Origin of the sequence: Streptomyces sp. NBC_00354 (assembly GCF_036106915.1) — a bacterium.
Taxonomy (GTDB): domain Bacteria; phylum Actinomycetota; class Actinomycetes; order Streptomycetales; family Streptomycetaceae; genus Streptomyces.
Genome location: NZ_CP107983.1, coordinates 5,311,636 through 5,329,258, shown reverse-complemented (window position 1 = coordinate 5,329,258; position 17,623 = coordinate 5,311,636). Strand labels below are relative to the sequence as shown.

Genomic DNA, 17,623 nt, shown 5'->3' with positions numbered 1-17,623 from the left:
TGCCCGCCTGCCCGCCTACGCGCCGAACGCCTGCGACACCACGTAGATCAGGAGTCCGGCCAGGGCGCCGACCACCGTGCCGTTGATGCGGATGAACTGCAGGTCCCGACCGATGTGGGCCTCGATCTTCCGCGACGTGTGCTCGGCGTCCCACCCGGCCACCGTGTCCGTGATCAGCGAGGTGATCTCGGCCCGGTAGGTGGTCACCACGTACACCACCGCGCCCTCGATCCAGCCCTCCACCTTGTCCTGGAGCCGGCCGTCCGTCGCCAGCCGCGCCCCCAGCGACAGCAGCGAGGACCGGACCCGCAGCCGCAGCTCGCTCTGCTCGTCCTCCGCCGCCGAGATGATCATCGACCGGATCGCGGTCCAGGCAGAGGCGATCACGTCCTGGACCTCCTCACGCTGCAGGATCTCGGACTTCAGGCGCTCCACCCGGGCCCGGGTGTCCGTGTCCGACTGGAGGTCGGCCGCGAAGTCCGTCAGGAACCGGTCCACCGCCCCGCGCGCCGGGTGCTCCGGCATGTCCCGCATCTCGGTCAGGAAGCGGAGCAGTTCCTTGTACACGCGCTCGCCGACCTTGCGGTCCACGAACCGCGGGGTCCAGCCGGGGGCGCCGCCCTGGACGGCGCCCATCACCGACTCCCCGTGCGTCACCAGCCAGTCGTGGGCCTTGACGCAGACGAGGTCGACGACGCGGCGGTGCCCGCCGTCCACGACGACCTTCTCCAGCGTCTTGCCGATCCCCGGCGCGATCTCGGCGGTCTCGGCTCGCCGGGTGATGGCCTCGCCCACGACGGCCTGCACATCGGAATCGCGCAGTACGGTCAGGGCTCCGCGCAGCGCGGTGGCCAGCTCGGCCGTGACCCGGTCCGCGTGCGCGGGCTCGGCCAGCCAGGCTCCGAGGCGGCTGCCGATACGGAGGGCGTGCAGGCGGGCGCGGACCACGTCCGGGGAGAGGAAGTTCTCGCCGACGAACTCTCCGAGGGAGACGCCGAGCTGGTCCTTCTTGGTCGGGATGATCGCGGTGTGCGGGATGGGCAGGCCGAGCGGGCGCCGGAACAGCGCAGTGACGGCGAACCAGTCCGCGAGCGCGCCGACCATGCCGGCCTCGGCGGCGGCCCGGACGTAGCCGGCCCAGCCGCCGGCTCCGGAGTGCTCGGCCCAGGTGGTCAGTACGTAGACCAGCGCGACCAGGATCAGGAGGCCGGTCGCGGTGGTCTTCATGCGGCGGACGCCGCGGCGGCGCTCCTCGTCGGCCTCGCTGAACACGAAGCCGCCAGTTCCAGTGCCATTGCCAGTGCCTACGGCGTCGGTGCTGTTGTCCACGTGCTCCTCCCTTCCCCCGGGCGCCGGTTTTGTCTGCATAGCATCCGACTCCCAGGAGGCCCGAGGAGTTCCCGGCACGCCGATTCGCTGCCCGCGAGGGGCCCGGCGTCCCGTACGACGCGACCGAGCCCGGAGGCACACGCCCCCGCCGGACCTACCGCCGCCGGACGACCCGTGCGGGCCGGCCGGGCTCCGTCGGGCCTCGCGTACCGGCCAGGGCTCGGTCCGGGGTGTCCGGGCCGTCCAGGCCCGGAGGCCTGTACGGGCCCGCTACAGCTCCTTGCGGAGGTTCGGGCCGCCGGGTAGGGGTTTGGGGCGCTTGGGGGATTTGGTTTTGATTTCGACGCCGCCCCAGAAGGCGAAGCCCGTCACGACCACCCGCGGGGCGCCCGGGACGACCGGACCCGGTGCGTCGCGCTGGTCGAAGGCGCCCATGAAGCCGAAGCCCCGGACGTCGACCTCCACGCCCGGCGGGACGGTGATCTGGATCCCGCCCATGATCGCGACGCAGTTGATGACCACCTCCCGCTGCGCGAAGTTCGCCTCGCGCAGGTCGAGCTCGCCGCCGCCCCAGAACGCCACCGCGTCCAGGCGGGCGGGCACCGTCCAGTTGCCCTTGCGCTGGAACGACGACATGACCGCGACGGCCGGCGAGGTTCCCGCGGGCAGACCGACGCCGCCGCCGATCCGGGACGACCACGAGCTGTCGGAAGGCACCGGGGCCGGGGCCGGACCCGACGCCGCAATCGGCATCGGGGCCGCGCCCGGCGCAGGCAAGTCGCGGGTCAGTGGTTCCAGTTCGGCGTACGTCTTCGACTTGTACGCAGCCTCCAGCCGCTCCTCGAACTCCTCCATGTCGATCCGGCCCTCGGCGACGGCGTCCCGCAGACGCTCCACCACCCGGTCACGGTCGGCGTCCGACGCCCTCAGCTCCGGCAACGGCTTCTCCGGCCGCTCGTCAGTCATGGGGAACAGCCTATGCAGCCACGCAAGGGAGTTGTATGGCCCAGCCCTGGCTCCGACCCCGGCTCGCCCCTGATTTATCCCTTATCCCTGATCCCTTATCCGTGATCCCTTATCCGTGATCCCTTATCCGTGACCCCTGATCCCTTATCCCTTGTCCCCCTGTCCCTGGCCCCGGGGCGCCCCGGGCCGCCCGGCCCCCTGGAGCGCCCGCCCCCTCACCCCCGCCCCGCGTACATCCGCGCGATCACGTCCTCGATGTCCGGCTCCCGTACCGACAGGTCCAGCAGCGGGTACCGGGCCGCCACCTCCGCCACCAGTGGCGCCGCCGACGTCCCCGCCGGGAACGCCAGCCACTGCCGCGGGCCGTCCACCTTCACCACCCGCGCCCCCGCCACGCTGATCTCCGGAAGCTCCCGCTCCAGGTCCACCACCAGCGTCCGCTCGCCGCCGCCCTCCCCCATCGCGTGCAGACCGCCCAGCGGCCCGTCGTACATCAGCCGCCCGTGGTCGATCACCATCACCCGCTCGCACAGCTGCTCGATGTCCTGGAGGTCGTGCGTGGTCAGCAGTACCGTCGTGCCGAGCTCCGCGTTCAACTGCCGCAGGAATCCCCGTACCTTCGCCTTGCTCACCACGTCGAGCCCGATCGTCGGCTCGTCCAGGTACAGCACGTCCGGATCGTGCAGCAGCGCCGCCGCGATGTCCCCGCGCATCCGCTGGCCCAGCGACAGCTGCCGTACCGGCACGTCCATCAGCTCGGCCAGGTCGAGGCGGTCCACGCAGCGCTCCAGGTTCTCCTTGAACCGCGCCGCCGGGATCCGGTACATCCGCCGCATCAGCCCGTACGAGTCCTTCAGCGGCAGGTCCCACCACAGCGTGGTCCGCTGCCCGAACACCACCCCGATCCGGTGCGCCAGCCGCATCCGCTCCCGCGCCGGGTCGATGCCCGCGACCCGCAGCCGGCCGCCGCTCGGCGTGAGGATGCCGGTCAGCATCTTGATCGTGGTCGACTTCCCGGCGCCGTTGGGCCCGATGTAGCCGACCACCTCGCCCCGCGCCACCTCGAAGCTGATCCCGTCAACCGCCCTGACCTGCCGCTTCTCCCGCCGCATCAGGCCCACCCGGCGCCGTACGTCGAAGACCTTCTCGACCCCGTCCAGCTCGATCAGCACATCCGTGCCCACAGCCGCTCAGCTCCCCGTACTCCGGTACGAACGAAGACCCGCACGCCACACCAGCGACGCGGGTACGAACACCACCACCGCCACCAGCGGGCTCAGGAACGCCACCCACCCCGGCAGCCCCAGCGGATCGGGCCGCCCCAGCACGTACAGGGCGGGCAGCCAGTTCACGAAGGCCAGCGGCACGACGAAGGTGACCCCGCGCAGCAGGTCCTTCCCGAACACCGCCGGCGGGTACTGGAGCATCGTGTTCCCGCCGTACGTGAAGGAGTTCTGCACCTCCGCCGCGTCACCGGCGACGAACTGGAACGCCGCCCCGGCCACCATCACCGCCCCGAAGATCGCCGCCCCGGCCACGACCATCACCGGCATCAGCCACACCTTCCCGGCCGTCCACTCCACGTCCAGCGCCGAGACCGCCCAGACCAGCACCGCCAGGCCCTGCCCGATCCGCCCCACCCGCCGCAGCGCGAAGCGGTCCGCCGCCACCTGCGCGAGCACCGGGACCGGACGCACCAGCATGGTGTCGAGCGAGCCGTCGCGGATCCGGACGCCGATCCGGTCCGTATTGCCGAGGAGCAGGTCCGCGAGCCCCAGCGAGGCCGAGGCGGACCCGTACAGCAGGGCGATCTCCGGCAGCGCGAAACCGCCGAGCACGTCCACGTGCGAGAACATGATCCAGATCGCGACGAAGTCGAGGAGCGTGATCGCCGCGTTCCCGAACGTGGAGAGCAGGAAGGACGTCCGGTACGTCATCGTCGACCGGACCCACATCGCCACGATCAACCCGTAGCCGCGCAGCCCCTCCACCGCCCGGTTCCGCGGCGGGACGTCCACGAGTCCTCCGGGCCGCCGCGCCGGAGCCACCACCGCCTCAGCCACCCTGGACCACCACCTTCCGCGTCGCCGCCGACTGCAACAGCCGCCCCGCGCCCAGCAGTACGATCGCCCACCCCGCCTGGAAACCCAGCGCCCGCACCGCGCCCCCCGCGCCGGCGTGCACGCCCATCAGCACGTCCAGCGGCACCTGGATCATCGCCGCCCACGGCAAGGCGCGGACGATCTCGCCGAGGCCGCCCGGGAACACCGTCAGCGGCAGCAGCATCCCGGAGCAGAAGATCGTGACGACGACGGCCATCAGGTTGACCCCGGCCCCGTCCATCAGCCAGAACGCGGCCAGCCCCAGCAGGTAACGGATCCCGAAGCTGACGACCAGCGCCAGCAGTACGGACACCAGGAACAGCAGCCAGCGCACCGGATCGGCGGGCAGCGCCAGCTCGAACGCCAGCGCCCCCGCGAACAACGGCACCACCCCGCGCCCGAGCAACTGGAAGCCCGCGCGCCCCAGATCGGCCGCGAGCCACCACATCTGCAGATCGGCCGGCCGGTACAGGTCGACGGCGATGTCACCCGTACGGATACGCTCCTGCATCTCGTCCTGGAAACCGCCGCCGATGAGCGCGCCCGCGGCGAGCAGCGACTGGCTCACCCAGACGAAGGTCAGCGCCTGCGCCTGGTCGTAGCCGCCGAGTCCGGGCCGCTCGTCCCACAGCGCGACGTAGGTGTACGCCAGGATGAAGCCGAAGACGGTGTTGGTGAACACCCCTGCCGCCGTCGCCGTCCCGTACGTGGCGTAGCGCCGGAACCCGCCGGCCGCCACGGCCGGATAGAGCCACGCTCTGCGAGCCGTTGCCTGGCGCACCGTATCCCTCCGTTTTCCCCGGTCGTTCCTACGTCGGCCAAAGCGCGCGAGCTTAGTGCGGAGGGGCGATCCACGCGACCGATTTACGCCCGTCCGAAGCGGAACGAGCGGTCATCGGGTAGACAGCACGGAGTACAGATGTGGTTATTTCGTACGGCGTCGAGGAGTCCTGGCGATGAGCGACCAGTCACCACCACCGGGCTGGACCCCTCGTGACCCGGACACCCCCGCAGGACCTCCCGCGCAGCAGCCGTCAGCACAGCAGCCGCAGAAGCCGCAGAAGCCGTCCGGCGAGAAGCAGTCGCGCCGGGCCGCCGACAAGGCCGAGCGGAAACGGAAGCGGACCGGCTGGCGCCGCCTCGTCCCCACTTGGCGCATGGTCCTCGGCGCCGTCCTGCTGCTCGCCCTGCTGGTCATCGGTGCCCTCATCGCCGGCTACCTGCTGGTCCGCATCCCGCCCGCCAACGCCGCCGCCACCGCCCAGTCCAACCTCTACCTCTACGCCGACGGCTCCCAGCTCGCCCGCGACGGCGAGGTCAACCGCGTCAACGTCCCGCTCTCGCAGATCCCCCGCACGGTCCAGGAAGCCGTACTGGCCGCCGAGGACCGGGACTTCTACTCCGAACGGGCGGTGGACCCCAAGGCGATGATCCGCGCCGCCTGGAACACGGCCACCGGCAAGGGCACCCAGTCCGGCTCGACCATCACCCAGCAGTACGTCAAGAACTACTACCTGGGCCAGGAACAGACGATCACGCGCAAGGTCAAGGAGTTCTTCATCGCGATCAAACTCGGCCGCGAGAAATCGAAGGACTACATCCTCGAGGGCTACCTCAACACCAGCTACTTCGGCCGCAACGCCTACGGCATCCAGGCCGCCGCCCAGGCCTACTACGGCAAGGACGTCGGCAAACTCACCACCGCCGAAGGCGCCTACCTCGCCACGCTCCTCAACTCCCCCAGCGCCTTCGACGTCGTCGCGCACCCCCAGAGCCGCGCCCGCGCGGTCGCCCGCTGGAACTACGTACTCGACGGCATGGTCAAGAAGCAGTGGCTGCCCGCGGCCGAGCGGACCACGACGCGGTTCCCCGAACCCGGCAAGGTCCGCCCGGCCGCCGGACTCTCCGGGCAACGCGGCTACCTCGTCGAGGCCGTCAAGGACTACATCGTCGAGCACAAGATCCTCGACGAGAAGACCCTCGCCGAGGGCGGCCACCGCATCACCACCACCATCGACAAGCGCCGCCAGAACGCGTTCGTCGACGCCGTCGACGAGAAGATGGCCGGCAAACTCGACCCGGAAACCCGCAAGGCCGACCGCGTCGTACGGGCCGGCGGGGTCTCCATCGACCCGGCCACCGGCAAGGTCGTCGCCATGTACGGGGGCATCGACTACACCAAGCAGTACGTCAACAACGCGACCCGGCACGACTACCAAGTGGCCTCCACCTTCAAGCCGTTCGTGTTCGCCGCCGCCGTCGAGAACGACTCCCGCACCCAGGACGGCCGCCTGATCACCCCCAACACCGTCTACAACGGCGACAACAAGCGCCGCGTCGTCGGCACCCGGACCCCCTACGCCCCCGAGAACGAAGGCCAGTTGTCGTACGGGAACATCCCCGTCACCACCGCCACCGACCTCTCCGTCAACGCCGTCTTCGCCCAGATGGCCGTCGACGTCGGCACCGCCAAGGTCAAGAAGACCGCCATCGACCTCGGCATCCCCGAGAACACCCCGAACTTCGTCGCGAGCCCCGCCATGGCCCTCGGCACCATGCAGGCCAGCGTCCTGGACATGGCCCAGGCCTACGCGACCCTCGCCGACCACGGCCGCTACACCCCGTACACCCTCGTCGAGAAGATCACCAAGGGCAGCGACAGCATCCACTTGCCCGACCGCACCCCGAAGCAGGCCGTCAGCCGCGAAGCCGCCGACACCACCACGTCCATGCTGGTCAGCGTCGTCGACAACGGCACCGGTACGGCCGCCCTCGCCGCCGGGCACCCGGCAGCCGGCAAGACGGGCACCGGCGAACTGGACCGCTCCGCCTGGTTCGCGGCGTACACCCCGGACCTGGTCACGGTCGTCTCGATGATGGGCCAGGACCCCGACACCGGGGCCCTGGAATCCCTGTACGGGGCACTCGACGAGGCCCGGATCGGGGGCGGCGGCTACCCGGCCCGGATCTGGGCGCAATACACCAAGACCGCCCTGGAAGGCAGCGACCCGCTGGACTTCGACCTCGAACTCCAGCCGGGCGCCGCCCCGTCCCCGCCGCCGTTCATCCCGAGCAGCCCCGAGCCGACGCCGGACGAGAGCACCCCGGAATCCCCGGCACCGCCGAGCCGGCCGAACCGCCCGAACCGCCCGACACCGCCGGACGGCGAACAGGACCAGGGCGGCCGGAACCAGGGGCAGGACACCGAGGGCGGCACCACGGAAGGCGACACGACCGAAGGCCAGGGCAACGAGGGCACCACCGGCGGGACGACCACCGGGACCACCGGCGCAGCCACATCGGGCACCACGGCCGGCACCACCGCCGGCGTCCTGGGCGGCGTCACCGGGGGCCGCCCGCGCAGCCGCCCCCCGTCGGCTTACCTGGAATAGCCGCCATCGCGGAAGTAACCCGAACGAGGGGGGAGAGATCAGTGACCGGATGTCGCCTTCAGCCCCACCACGGCGACCAGCAGCAGGCAGATGAAGAAGATCCGCGCGGCGGTGACGGGCTCACCCAGCACCGTCATCCCCAGCACCGCGGCCCCGGCCGCGCCGATGCCCACCCACACGCCGTACGCGGTACCGATCGGCAGGGTCTTGGCGGCGTAGGAGAGCAACACCATGCTGGCGACGATCCCGGCTCCGGTGAACACGCTCGGCCACAGCCGGGTGAACCCCTCCGTGAACTTCATACCGATCGACCAGCCGACCTCGAGCAGACCGGCGACGAGAAGCAGAACCCAGGCCATGACAGGCACCTCCGGAACGAGAGCGAACGGGGTGCGTCGTCTTGTCGTACAGCCACGGCTACCCGGTACGGCGCGTCTCGTCGGGGGTTCCCCACCACCGTAGCAAAGCGCAGGCAAAAGGGCCGGTGACCCCGGTCACCGGCCCTTCGACGATCGATCCGCATCGATCCACTACAGGTATCGATCCGCTACAGGTACAACCCGGTGGAGTCCTTGGACCCCTCCAGCCGCTCCGCGGCCACGGCATGCAGATCCCGCTCGCGCATCAGCACGTACGTCGCACCCCGCACCTCGACCTCGGCCCGGTCCTCCGGGTCGTACAGCACCCGGTCCCCCGGCTCCACACTGCGTACGTTCTGCCCGACCGCGACCACCTCGGCCCAGGCCAGACGCTTGCCCACGGCAGCGGTCGCCGGAATCAGGATGCCGCCGCCCGAGCGCCGCTCACCCTCCGGCAAGTCGGACTTCACGAGCACACGGTCGTGCAGCATGCGGATGGGCAGCTTGTCGTGGGTGGTGGTGTTGGTGTTGTCGCTCACGCCACGAACCTACCCGTCCGCGCCCCGCCTGTACGCCGCAGGGTCATCAGCGCTTGCGCCGCGCCGACGCCACGAGCAGGCCGATCACACCGACCGCGACCAGAGCGACGGGCGCGATCCGCTCGAAGCGCGGGGCGCCGTCCTCGTGGCGCAGGCTGTCCCGTACATCCGTCAGGAGGCGGTTCACGGCAACGACGGCACGCCCGGCGGTGTGGTCCACGGTCGAGGCGACCCTGGCCTTCGCGTCCCCGATGATCGTCTTCGGGTGCATGCGCACGCCGATCTCGTCGAGCGTCTCGGCGAGCTGCTCGCGGCGGCGGACGATGTCCGCCTCGATCTGTGCGGGGGTCCTGGCTTCGGGCACGGGCACCGCGCTGCCTCCGTCGTCGTCGGGTTCGAATAGGGGGCGTAGCCCACCATGAACAGTCTGTCAGCTTAGTCTCGGACCGTACCGATCCCCTCCCGAGGAGACTGTTGACATGAGCGAGCGACTCCAGCCGGGCGACACCGCCCCCGCCTTCACCCTGCCCGACGCGGACGGCAACGAGGTCTCGCTCGCCGACCACAAGGGCCGCAAGGTGATCGTGTACTTCTACCCCGCTGCGCTGACGCCGGGCTGCACGAAGCAGGCCTGCGATTTCACGGACAACCTGGCGGTGCTGGCCGAGGCCGGCTACGACGTGATCGGGGTGTCCCCGGACAAGCCGGAGAAGCTGGCGAAGTTCCGCGAGAAGGAGCACCTGAAGGTCACCCTGGTCGGCGACCCCGAGAAGAAGGTCCTCGAGACCTACGGCGCGTTCGGCGAGAAGAAGCTGTACGGCAAGACGGTGACCGGGGTCATCCGCTCCACGGTGATCGTCGACGAGGAGGGCAAGGTCGAGCGCGCCCTCTACAACGTCAAGGCCACGGGCCACGTAGCCAAGATCATCAAGGACCTCGGCATCTGACCCGGCCCTGCCCCACAAGCGGCCCGCACCGAATACCCGGTGCGGGCCGCTCCGCTTATCGGACGTAACCGTCCGCATATCGCTTCGTTAGGCCGTACGAGGTACGAACGCCGTGCCGGACCGGAGGGGCGACGATGGCGGTGAGCCCGTACACGCGGGAGCGACTGGCGGAGGCGGCGCAGACGTCGCGGACGCTGACCGAGGCGCTGGAAAAACTGGGGGCGGACCCGAAGAGCGGCTCCCGCCGCTACCTCCATGAGCGGATGCGGCGCCTGGGGGTGGACGTCTCGCACTTCGAGCAGGAGGGCGCGAAGTGGACGAAGGAGGTCCTCCAGGAGGCGGTGTCGACCTCGACGAACATGTGCGAAGTGCTGCGGCGCCTGGGGCTGGAGAACGTGGGCGGCCACCACACGCACATCAGCCGCAAGGTGAAGGCCCTGGCGCTGGACACCTCGCACTTCACGACGGCTTCCGGTGCAGGCCGGTACCACCCCCGCAGGACGCCGGAGTCGCTCCTCGTGGAACAGACATCCGAGCGGGCTCGCCGGGTCCCCGGCGAACGGCTCAAGCGGGCCATGGTCGCGCTCGGCGCCGAGGAGCGCTGCGCCGATTGCGGCACCGAGCCCGTCTGGCTGGGCGAGCCGCTCCCACTGGAGGTGGACCACATCAACGGCGACTGGCGCGACAACCGCCCGGAAAACCTGCGCCTCCTGTGCCCCAACTGCCACTCCACGACGGACTCGTACCGGGGGCGCGGGAAGGTCGGCCGATGAGCCGCAGCAACGGCTACACGCGGGACGTGCTGGCCGATGCCGCCGCGCGATGCGGCGGCATCGACGAGGTGATCGCGCACCTCGGCACACCGCCGTACGGGTACCTCGGGCGATACCTGATGAAGCGCTTCGCCCACTTCGGCATAGACGTCTCCCATTTCCGGCCGTCGGGCGTTCGCGACCGCCCTTCCAAGGAGCAACTCCGGCAGGCGATAGCCGAGTCCCTCAGCATCGCAGGAACCCTTCGACGACTTGAGTGGCCGGACACCAGCCGACAACGCACACGCCTGCGCGAATGGATCACGGACGACGACCTGGACACGTCGCACTTCCTGGGGCAGGCACACCAGCGCGGAAAGCCCGGCCCCACACCGGTCAAAACAGCGGAAGCCGTTCTCGTCAGGCATGAGGGCAAGCAACGCACCAAGACGCGACTGCTGCGCCGGGCCCTCCACGAGATCGGCGTCCCCGAACTGTGCGAGCGGTGCGGTACGGCTCCGGAGTGGCGGGGGCGCCCCATGACGCTGGAGGTGGACCACATCAATGGCGACTGGAGGGACGACCGTCGCGAGAACCTGCGACTGCTCTGCCCCAACTGCCACGCCATCACCACCACATGGTGCCGGGGCGGCCGGCGGCGCAATGATGTCGACCGCCAGACCTCCGCAGTCGTAGACTGAGCGCAGCCAGTTTGACCCAATGTCCGAATTGGTCAGATATGGGCGGCCGTGGTGGAATTGGCCTACACGCAACTTTTAGGTAGTTGTGGGAGAAATCCCTTGAGGGTTCGAGTCCCTCCGGCCGCACCCTGAACGAAGGCCCCGGGCGCGAGTACCGCGTGCGGGGCCTTCGGCGTGTTCGGGGGACGGGCTCAGCCCAGCAGGGCGCGGATGAACGGGACCAGGGCGCGGAAGGCCTTGCCTCGGTGGGAGATGGCGTTCTTTTCCGCCGGGGTGAGTTCCGCGCAGGTGCGGGTGTCGCCCTCGGGCTGGAGGATCGGGTCGTAGCCGAAGCCGCCGCTGCCCGAGGGGGCGTGGCGGAGGGTGCCCAGGAGGCGGCCTTCGACCACGCGTTCGGTGCCGTCCGGGAGGGCCAGGGCCGCCGCGCACGCGAAGTGGGCTCCGCGGTGTTCGTCGGCGATGTCGCCGAGCTGGGCCAGCAGCAGGTCCAGGTTCGCCTTGTCGTCGCCGTGCGTACCGGCCCACCGCGCCGAGAAGATGCCGGGGGCGCCGTTCAGGACGTCCACGCAGAGGCCGGAGTCGTCGGCGATCGCCGGCAGACCGGTGGCCTGGGCCAGGGCGTGGGCCTTGAGGAGGGCGTTCTCCGCGAAGGTGACGCCGGTCTCCTTCACGTCCGGGATCTCCGGGTACGCATCCGCGCCGACCAGCTCGTGCGGCAGGCCGGCGTCGGACAGGATGGCGTGGAGCTCTGCGATTTTGCCCGCGTTGCGGGTGGCGAGGATCAGGCGGCTGGTCATGCCGCCCATTATCCGGCCCCCTCCGAGCGGGTGGCGGCTCAGCCCGGGGTGCAGACCTTCGACAGCTCCTTCGCCGCGTCGGCGACCGGCTGGATGTCCGGGGTCGGGTTGCCGTTCTCGATGGCCGTGCGGACGTTCTTCACCGCCGTGGTCATGGAGGAGACGGCCTTGCTCAGGTCGGCGTTGTCCGTCTGGTCGCCGACCTTCTTGAGGTTCGTCTCGATCTGGTTCAGCGCGTTCTGGGCGTCCTGCGGGCTGTTGCCGGCCTGGGAGACCGCCTGCTGGAGGTCGTTCGCGCCGTCCGTGATGGCCACCGCCGTGTTCGCGCAGTCCATCGCCGTCGAGATCGCGTCACAGGACGTCAGCGCCGGGACGGCGAGCGCCGCAGCCAGGACGACCGCCGCTATGCGGTGCTTCGGGTTCATGTTCGGGTCTCCCAGAAATCGACGGATGCGAGGACGGGCGCACGGCTTTGACACCGTGCGCCCGTAACCAGTGGGACGCAGGAGCGCGCCCTGTGGTTCTGTCTAGAGCTGGAGCGCGCCGAGCTGGATGGCTTCGAGGTCGGCGCAGCCGCCGGCGGCCAGGTCCAGGAGGGCGTTGAGTTCCTTGCGGTCGAAGGGCTCGCCTTCGGCGGTGCCCTGGACCTCGACGAAGCGGCCGTCGCCGGTGCAGACCACGTTCATGTCGGTCTCGGCGCGCACGTCCTCCTCGTAGCAGAGGTCGAGGAGGGGGACGCCGTCGACGATGCCGACGCTGACGGCGGCGACGGTGCCGGTGAGCGGCTTGCGGCCGGCCTTGATCAGCTTCTTCTGCTGGCCCCAGGCGACGGCGTCGGCCAGGGCGACGTAGGCGCCGGTGATGGCGGCGGTGCGGGTGCCGCCGTCGGCCTGGAGGACGTCGCAGTCCAGGACGATGGTGTTCTCGCCGAGGGCTTTGTAGTCGATGACGGCGCGCAGGGAGCGGCCGATGAGGCGGGAGATCTCGTGGGTGCGGCCGCCGATCTTGCCGCGTACGGATTCGCGGTCGCCACGGGTGTTGGTGGAGCGGGGCAGCATCGAGTACTCGGAGGTGACCCAGCCTTCGCCGCTGCCCTTGCGCCAGCGGGGGACGCCTTCGGTGAAGGAGGCGGTGCAGAAGACCTTGGTGTCGCCGAAGGAGATGAGGACGGAGCCCTCGGCGTGCTTGCTCCATCCGCGTTCGATGGTGACCGGGCGGAGCTGTTCGGGCGTGCGGCCGTCGATGCGAGACATGCGTCCGAGCCTAGTCGGTGCGCGGATACGCGAAGACCCCGTCCGGGTACGTGCGGGACGGGGCCTCGTGGAGGGTTGTGCGAGCGGGAGCTCAGCTCACCGCGTGCTCATACCGTGTTCACATCATGTCTTCGATGTCGGCGGCGATCGGGTCGGCGTCGGTGCCGATGACGACCTGGATCGCGGTGCCCATCTTGACGACGCCGTGGGCGCCGGCGGCCTTCAGGGCGGCCTCGTCGACCTTGCTGGGGTCGATGACCTCGGTGCGCAGGCGGGTGATGCAGCCCTCGACCTCTTCGATGTTCTCGATGCCGCCGAGCCCGGCGACGATCTTCTCAGCCTTGGTGGCCATGTGTTTCTCCCTGAATTCTACGAAGAACGAGTCTCGGCGGCCCTGTTCCAGCCAGCGCGGTCCGCTTTGTCACGGTAGCCCACTGTTGGCCCAGCTACGCGAGCGCGGGTCCAGCTTCTGCCGAATGATGACGATCAGCAGCAACCCGCCCTCCGGGCGGGTGAATGCGACCGCATCATAAGTGGTCTACACCAGTGTGCCGCACCGGACGCACGTGCCCAAACGGGCCTGCCAGGGAGGACGCCGATGAGCGCGAGCAGCGCCGCAGCAGCACCGCAGCCGAAGTGGTGGAGCGGCTTGTACCCGGGGCTGCAGAAGATGGGGCGCAGTCTTCAGCTGCCGATCGCGGTGCTGCCCGCGGCCGGGCTCCTCAACGGGCTGGGGCAGCCCGGCGTGTTGGGTGAGGAGGGCCTGAACTGGACCATCGTGTCCAAGGTGATGGTGGCCGCGGGCGGCGCCCTGCTGAACGCGGACATCGGGCTGCCGCTGCTCTTCTGCATCGGTGTCGCGATCGGCATGGCCAAGAAGGCGGACGGTTCGACGGCCCTCGCGGCGGTGGCGGGCTTCCTCGTCTACCGGGGCGTGCTGCACGCCTTCCCCAACGACTGTCCGATCGGCACCAAGGCCATCGGCGGCGGCTGCATCGGGCCGAACAACACCTTCGTGGAGTTCACGTACCAGAACCCCGGCGTGTTCGGCGGCATCGTCATGGGCCTGCTGGCCGCCTGGTTCTGGCAGCGCTTCCACCGGGTGAAGCTGGTCGACTGGCTGGGCTTCTTCAACGGCCGCCGGCTGGTGCCGATCATCATGTCGTTCGTGGCGATCGGGTTCGCCGCGCTCTGCCTGTGGGTCTGGCCGCCGGTCGGCAGCGCGCTGGAGAGTTTCTCCGACTGGCTGGTGGGGCTGGGCTCCTGGGGTGCCGGCATCTTCGGCGTGGCCAACCGCGCGCTGCTGGTGATCGGCTTGCACCAGTTCCTGAACGTGCCGGTGTGGTTCCAGTTCGGCAGCTACACCAAGCCGGACGGGACGACGGTGCACGGTGACATCAACATGTTCCTGGCGGGCGACCCGGATGCCGGGCAGTTCCTGACCGGCTTCTTCCCGATCATGATGTTCGCGCTCCCTGCGGCGGCGCTGGCGATCACCCACTGCGCGAAGCCGCAGCGGCGCAAGGAGGTCGCCGGTCTGATGCTGTCGGTCGGCCTGACTTCGTTCGTCACGGGCATCACGGAGCCGATCGAGTACTCGTTCCTCTTCGTCGCGCCGGTGCTGTACGCGATCCATGCGGTGCTGACGGGTGTGTCGATGGCGGTGACGTGGGCGCTGGGCGTCCACGACGGCTTCAGCTTCTCGGCGGGCCTGATCGACTACCTCATCAACTTCGGCCTGGCGACGAAGCCGTTGTTGATCATTCCGATCGGCCTGTGTTTCGCGGTGGTGTACTACGCCGTATTCCGCTTCGCGATCACGAAGTTCGACATCCCGACGCCGGGCCGGGAGTCGGACGAGGAGATCGCGGCGATGGAGGCGGACAACACCAAGGCGTAGAGCACGAAGAGGTAACGAAGCCGGCGCAGCGCGAGGCCCTCGGATCCACGGATCCGGGGGCCTTCCGCTTGCCCCCTGCCCGTCCTCCGCTTGTCGCGGGCTCCCGGTCGGCCCCGCGGGCGAAGTGTGGCGTAGACCACAGGAAATCGAAGGTTCCTTATCTATCCCCGACCATGCTACAACTGGTCTACACCACGGATTGGTGTAGACCACGCAGGCCCGGTTCGGAGCTCGCGTACCCCCATTTTGAGACGCCGCCATCCCCCGTTTGTACTCCCTGGGCGGCGCCTTGCCTTCTGGAGGAACCTCATGTCCACAGCCACCGCTGCGGAAAAGAAGAAGGGCGCGGGCGTGATGGCCGTCATGCAGCGCATCGGCCGGAGCCTCATGCTCCCCGTTGCGGTGCTCCCGGCCGCCGCGTTGCTCGTCCGCCTCGGCGACAAGGACATGCTCGGCGACCCGTCGCTCCCGGGCTTCCTCACCAAAATAGCCGGTTACATGTCGGCCGGCGGCGGCGCGATCCTCGACAACATGGCGCTGCTGTTCGCCGTCGGCATCGCGATCGGCTTCGCCAAGAAGTCCGACGGCTCGACCGCGCTCGCCGCGGTGACCGGCTACCTGGTCTTCAAGAACGTGCTCGCGACGTTCACCGACTCGAACCTGCCGAAGATCGCCAAGGCGGTCGACGGCAAGGTCGTCATGATCGACGCCCCGGTCGACGCCAAGGTGCTCGGCGGTGTCGTCATGGGCATCGTGGTCGCCCTGATCTACCAGAAGTTCTACCGGACCAAGCTGCCCGAGTGGGCGGGCTTCTTCGGTGGCCGCCGTCTGGTCCCGATCCTCTCGGCCTTCGCCGGACTCCTGATCGGTATCGTCTTCGGCCTGATCTGGCCGGTCCTCGGCACGGGTCTGCACAGCTTCGGTGAGTGGCTGGTCGGCTCCGGCGCGGTCGGGGCGGGCATCTTCGGTGTCGCCAACCGTGCGCTGATCCCGGTCGGCATGCACCACCTGCTGAACTCCTTCCCGTGGTTCCAGGCCGGCGAGTTCCAGGGCAAGAGCGGCGACATCTCCCGCTTCCTGGCCGGTGACCCGAGCGCCGGACAGTTCATGACCGGCTTCTTCCCGATCATGATGTTCGCCCTCCCGGCCGCCTGCCTCGCGATCGTGCACTGCGCCCGCCCCGAGCGCCGCAAGGTCGTCGGCGGCATGATGTTCTCCCTCGCGCTGACCTCCTTCGTCACCGGTGTGACCGAGCCGATCGAGTTCACGTTCATGTTCATCGCCCCGGTGCTGTACGCGATCCACGCGGTGCTGACCGGTGTCTCCATGGCCCTGACGTGGGGTCTCGGCATGAAGGACGGCTTCGGCTTCTCCGCCGGCGCCATCGACTACCTGCTGAACCTGGGCAAGGCCACCAACCCGCTGGGCCTGGCGGTCGTGGGCCTGTGCTTCGCGGCGGTCTACTACGTGGTCTTCCGCTTCGCGATCACGAAGTTCAACCTCCCCACGCCGGGCCGTGAGTCCGACGAGGAGCTCGCCGAGCTGCTCAAGGCCGAGGCCAAGTAGGCATCGCGCACGAGAAAGCCCCCGCTCTCCCTTCCGGGAGGGCGGGGGCTTTCTCGTACAGGGGTTCTCAGACCTGGTAGACGGCGCCCGCGTACGCGAGGTCGACCGGGCCGTCGTAGGCCGCGCGGGCGTCGGCGAGGTTCTGGCGGGCGTCCGTCCACGGCGGGATGTGCGTCAGGACGAGCCGGCCGACCTTGCCGCCGCGCGCGAACTCCCCGGCCTCGCGGCCGTTGAGGTGGAGGTCCGGGATGTCCTCCTTGCCGTGCGTGAAGGAGGCCTCGCACAGGAACAGGTCCGTGCCCTCGGCGAGCATCCCCAGCTCGGGGCAGACGCCCGTGTCGCCGGAGTACGTGAGGGAGCGGCCGCCGTGCTCGACGCGGATGCCGTAGGCCTCGACGGGGTGGCTGACCCGCTCGGTGCGGACCGTGAACGGGCCGATCTCGAAGCTGCCGGACTTCAGGGTCCGGAAGTCGAAGACCTCGCTCATGGAGCGCTCGTCGGGGACGTCCTCGTAGGCGGTCGTCAGGCGCTTCTCGGTGCCTTCGGGGCCGTAGACGGGGATGGTGCCGCAGCGGCCGCCCTCGTGCCGGTAATAGCGGGCGACGAAATAGGCGCACATGTCGATGCAGTGGTCGGCGTGCAGATGGCTCAGGAAGATCGCGTCGAGGTCGTAGAGACCGACGTGGCGCTGCAGCTCGCCGAGGGCGCCGTTGCCCATGTCGAGGAGCAGCCGGAAGCCGTCGGCCTCGACGAGGTAGGCCGAGCAGGCCGATTCCGCGGACGGGAACGACCCCGAGCAGCCGACGACGGTGAGCTTCATGGAGCGAGAACCTCCGGGGACGGTCCGTGGACGGAATGCGGGCCGTGCGTGGGTCGAGCGTAAGGCGCGAAACGTCAGGTCGCTCCTCCGCGGCAGGCCGTTGTGGGGGGAATCACCTGTGCTGTCACCCGGGGGAGCGACGGTGGGCACGGGCGTGCCGGTGCACTGCCGTGCTGAGGGGTCCGGGCGCGGCTACCTTC

The 17,623-nt window shown here is 69.6% G+C and carries 19 protein-coding genes, 1 tRNA gene and 1 riboswitch; of the genes, 7 read left to right on the top strand and 13 right to left on the bottom strand.

Annotated elements, in window-relative coordinates:
* Positions 1–15: 15 nt before the first annotated feature.
* From OHT74_RS24365 to OHT74_RS24345, 5 genes are all read right to left on the bottom strand, one after another.
* Positions 16–1,368 (bottom strand): DUF445 domain-containing protein, encoded by a 1,353-nt coding sequence (locus OHT74_RS24365; protein ID WP_328621375.1) that lies wholly within the window; start codon positions 1,366–1,368, stop codon positions 16–18.
* Positions 1,369–1,599: 231 nt separating this feature from the next.
* Positions 1,600–2,295, bottom strand: a complete 696-nt coding sequence (locus OHT74_RS24360; RefSeq protein ID WP_328621374.1) for a DUF1707 SHOCT-like domain-containing protein — start codon at positions 2,293–2,295, stop codon at positions 1,600–1,602.
* A gap of 215 nt (positions 2,296–2,510) precedes the next feature.
* The gene (locus OHT74_RS24355; RefSeq protein ID WP_266666699.1) at positions 2,511–3,479 is read right to left on the bottom strand and encodes an ABC transporter ATP-binding protein; all 969 of its coding nucleotides are present in this window, start codon (positions 3,477–3,479) and stop codon (positions 2,511–2,513) included.
* A gap of 6 nt (positions 3,480–3,485) precedes the next feature.
* On the bottom strand, positions 3,486–4,358 hold the full coding sequence (locus tag OHT74_RS24350; RefSeq protein WP_266994699.1) for an ABC transporter permease: 873 nt from the start codon (positions 4,356–4,358) through the stop codon (positions 3,486–3,488).
* Complete coding sequence (locus tag OHT74_RS24345; RefSeq protein WP_328621373.1) at positions 4,351–5,178, bottom strand: ABC transporter permease; 828 nt, start codon at positions 5,176–5,178, stop codon at positions 4,351–4,353. The genes OHT74_RS24350 and OHT74_RS24345 overlap by 8 nt, the downstream gene beginning before the upstream one ends.
* A gap of 175 nt (positions 5,179–5,353) precedes the next feature.
* On the opposite strand from OHT74_RS24345, the gene OHT74_RS24340 reads away from it, so the two are divergent.
* On the top strand, positions 5,354–7,789 hold the full coding sequence (locus OHT74_RS24340) for a transglycosylase domain-containing protein (RefSeq protein WP_328621372.1): 2,436 nt from the start codon (positions 5,354–5,356) through the stop codon (positions 7,787–7,789).
* Positions 7,790–7,827: 38 nt separating this feature from the next.
* On the opposite strand, the gene OHT74_RS24335 is transcribed toward OHT74_RS24340, so the two are convergent.
* The 3 genes from OHT74_RS24335 to OHT74_RS24325 form a co-directional block, all read right to left on the bottom strand.
* A complete protein-coding gene (locus OHT74_RS24335) occupies positions 7,828–8,148 on the bottom strand; it encodes a DMT family transporter (RefSeq protein ID WP_266666693.1) in 321 nt (106 codons plus the stop codon).
* Between the two features lie 30 nt (positions 8,149–8,178).
* A riboswitch (guanidine-III (ykkC-III) riboswitch) is annotated at positions 8,179–8,257 on the bottom strand.
* 79 nt (positions 8,258–8,336) lie between these two features.
* Positions 8,337–8,639 carry a GroES family chaperonin gene (locus OHT74_RS24330; protein ID WP_124289437.1) on the bottom strand — a complete coding sequence of 101 codons (303 nt, stop codon included), beginning with the start codon at positions 8,637–8,639 and terminating at the stop codon, positions 8,337–8,339.
* Between the two features lie 94 nt (positions 8,640–8,733).
* A complete protein-coding gene (locus tag OHT74_RS24325) occupies positions 8,734–9,051 on the bottom strand; it encodes a DUF3618 domain-containing protein (protein ID WP_266673009.1) in 318 nt (105 codons plus the stop codon).
* A gap of 115 nt (positions 9,052–9,166) precedes the next feature.
* Between OHT74_RS24325 and bcp the strand changes: the two genes are divergently transcribed.
* The 4 genes from bcp to OHT74_RS24305 all read left to right on the top strand — a co-directional run bounded on the left by bcp (position 9,167) and on the right by OHT74_RS24305 (position 11,213).
* Positions 9,167–9,634 (top strand): thioredoxin-dependent thiol peroxidase, encoded by a 468-nt coding sequence (gene bcp, locus OHT74_RS24320; protein WP_266628944.1) that lies wholly within the window; start codon positions 9,167–9,169, stop codon positions 9,632–9,634.
* A 134-nt stretch (positions 9,635–9,768) separates the two neighbouring features.
* Positions 9,769–10,407, top strand: coding sequence for an HNH endonuclease signature motif containing protein (locus OHT74_RS24315; RefSeq protein WP_328621371.1), 639 nt, complete (start codon positions 9,769–9,771; stop codon positions 10,405–10,407).
* Positions 10,404–11,087, top strand: a complete 684-nt coding sequence (locus tag OHT74_RS24310; protein WP_328621370.1) for an HNH endonuclease — start codon at positions 10,404–10,406, stop codon at positions 11,085–11,087. The genes OHT74_RS24315 and OHT74_RS24310 overlap by 4 nt, the downstream gene beginning before the upstream one ends.
* A 42-nt stretch (positions 11,088–11,129) precedes the next feature.
* Positions 11,130–11,213: transfer RNA gene (locus OHT74_RS24305), tRNA-Leu, on the top strand.
* A 65-nt stretch (positions 11,214–11,278) separates the two neighbouring features.
* Here OHT74_RS24305 and rdgB read toward each other — a convergent pair.
* The 4 genes from rdgB to OHT74_RS24285 all read right to left on the bottom strand — a co-directional run bounded on the left by rdgB (position 11,279) and on the right by OHT74_RS24285 (position 13,489).
* Positions 11,279–11,884, bottom strand: coding sequence for an RdgB/HAM1 family non-canonical purine NTP pyrophosphatase (rdgB, locus tag OHT74_RS24300; RefSeq protein ID WP_328621369.1), 606 nt, complete (start codon positions 11,882–11,884; stop codon positions 11,279–11,281).
* Between the two features lie 38 nt (positions 11,885–11,922).
* Positions 11,923–12,309, bottom strand: a complete 387-nt coding sequence (locus OHT74_RS24295; protein ID WP_266666685.1) for a hypothetical protein — start codon at positions 12,307–12,309, stop codon at positions 11,923–11,925.
* A gap of 102 nt (positions 12,310–12,411) precedes the next feature.
* On the bottom strand, positions 12,412–13,137 hold the full coding sequence (gene rph, locus OHT74_RS24290; RefSeq protein WP_030299875.1) for a ribonuclease PH: 726 nt from the start codon (positions 13,135–13,137) through the stop codon (positions 12,412–12,414).
* A gap of 118 nt (positions 13,138–13,255) precedes the next feature.
* The gene (locus OHT74_RS24285; RefSeq protein ID WP_112449866.1) at positions 13,256–13,489 is read right to left on the bottom strand and encodes a glucose PTS transporter subunit EIIB; all 234 of its coding nucleotides are present in this window, start codon (positions 13,487–13,489) and stop codon (positions 13,256–13,258) included.
* Between the two features lie 246 nt (positions 13,490–13,735).
* Here OHT74_RS24285 and OHT74_RS24280 point away from each other — a divergent pair, with 246 nt between their 5' ends.
* Together OHT74_RS24280 and OHT74_RS24275 are read left to right on the top strand one after the other, a co-directional pair.
* On the top strand, positions 13,736–15,037 hold the full coding sequence (locus OHT74_RS24280; RefSeq protein WP_328621368.1) for a PTS transporter subunit EIIC: 1,302 nt from the start codon (positions 13,736–13,738) through the stop codon (positions 15,035–15,037).
* Between the two features lie 309 nt (positions 15,038–15,346).
* Positions 15,347–16,603, top strand: coding sequence for a PTS transporter subunit EIIC (locus OHT74_RS24275; RefSeq protein ID WP_328621367.1), 1,257 nt, complete (start codon positions 15,347–15,349; stop codon positions 16,601–16,603).
* A 67-nt stretch (positions 16,604–16,670) separates the two neighbouring features.
* Here the strand turns inward: OHT74_RS24275 and OHT74_RS24270 are convergent, their stop codons facing one another.
* Complete coding sequence (locus OHT74_RS24270) at positions 16,671–17,423, bottom strand: MBL fold metallo-hydrolase (RefSeq protein WP_266666678.1); 753 nt, start codon at positions 17,421–17,423, stop codon at positions 16,671–16,673.
* Between the last annotated feature and the right edge of the window lie 200 nt (positions 17,424–17,623).

Excerpts from the sequence above, each read along its gene's own strand:
- rph (WP_030299875.1), bottom strand. The coding sequence starts at position 13,137 with ATGTCTCGCATCGACGGCCGCACGCCCGAACAGCTCCGCCCGGTCACC.
- OHT74_RS24335 (WP_266666693.1), bottom strand. The coding sequence starts at position 8,148 with ATGGCCTGGGTTCTGCTTCTCGTCGCCGGTCTGCTCGAGGTCGGCTGG.
- OHT74_RS24295 (WP_266666685.1), bottom strand. The coding sequence starts at position 12,309 with ATGAACCCGAAGCACCGCATAGCGGCGGTCGTCCTGGCTGCGGCGCTC.
- OHT74_RS24340 (WP_328621372.1), top strand. The coding sequence starts at position 5,354 with ATGAGCGACCAGTCACCACCACCGGGCTGGACCCCTCGTGACCCGGAC.
- bcp (WP_266628944.1), top strand. The coding sequence starts at position 9,167 with ATGAGCGAGCGACTCCAGCCGGGCGACACCGCCCCCGCCTTCACCCTG.
- OHT74_RS24330 (WP_124289437.1), bottom strand. The coding sequence starts at position 8,639 with ATGCTGCACGACCGTGTGCTCGTGAAGTCCGACTTGCCGGAGGGTGAG.
- OHT74_RS24360 (WP_328621374.1), bottom strand. The coding sequence starts at position 2,295 with ATGACTGACGAGCGGCCGGAGAAGCCGTTGCCGGAGCTGAGGGCGTCG.
- OHT74_RS24310 (WP_328621370.1), top strand. The coding sequence starts at position 10,404 with ATGAGCCGCAGCAACGGCTACACGCGGGACGTGCTGGCCGATGCCGCC.
- OHT74_RS24270 (WP_266666678.1), bottom strand. The coding sequence starts at position 17,423 with ATGAAGCTCACCGTCGTCGGCTGCTCGGGGTCGTTCCCGTCCGCGGAA.
- OHT74_RS24285 (WP_112449866.1), bottom strand. The coding sequence starts at position 13,489 with ATGGCCACCAAGGCTGAGAAGATCGTCGCCGGGCTCGGCGGCATCGAG.
- OHT74_RS24315 (WP_328621371.1), top strand. The coding sequence starts at position 9,769 with ATGGCGGTGAGCCCGTACACGCGGGAGCGACTGGCGGAGGCGGCGCAG.
- rdgB (WP_328621369.1), bottom strand. The coding sequence starts at position 11,884 with ATGACCAGCCGCCTGATCCTCGCCACCCGCAACGCGGGCAAAATCGCA.
- OHT74_RS24275 (WP_328621367.1), top strand. The coding sequence starts at position 15,347 with ATGTCCACAGCCACCGCTGCGGAAAAGAAGAAGGGCGCGGGCGTGATG.
- OHT74_RS24280 (WP_328621368.1), top strand. The coding sequence starts at position 13,736 with ATGAGCGCGAGCAGCGCCGCAGCAGCACCGCAGCCGAAGTGGTGGAGC.
- OHT74_RS24365 (WP_328621375.1), bottom strand. The coding sequence starts at position 1,368 with ATGCAGACAAAACCGGCGCCCGGGGGAAGGGAGGAGCACGTGGACAAC.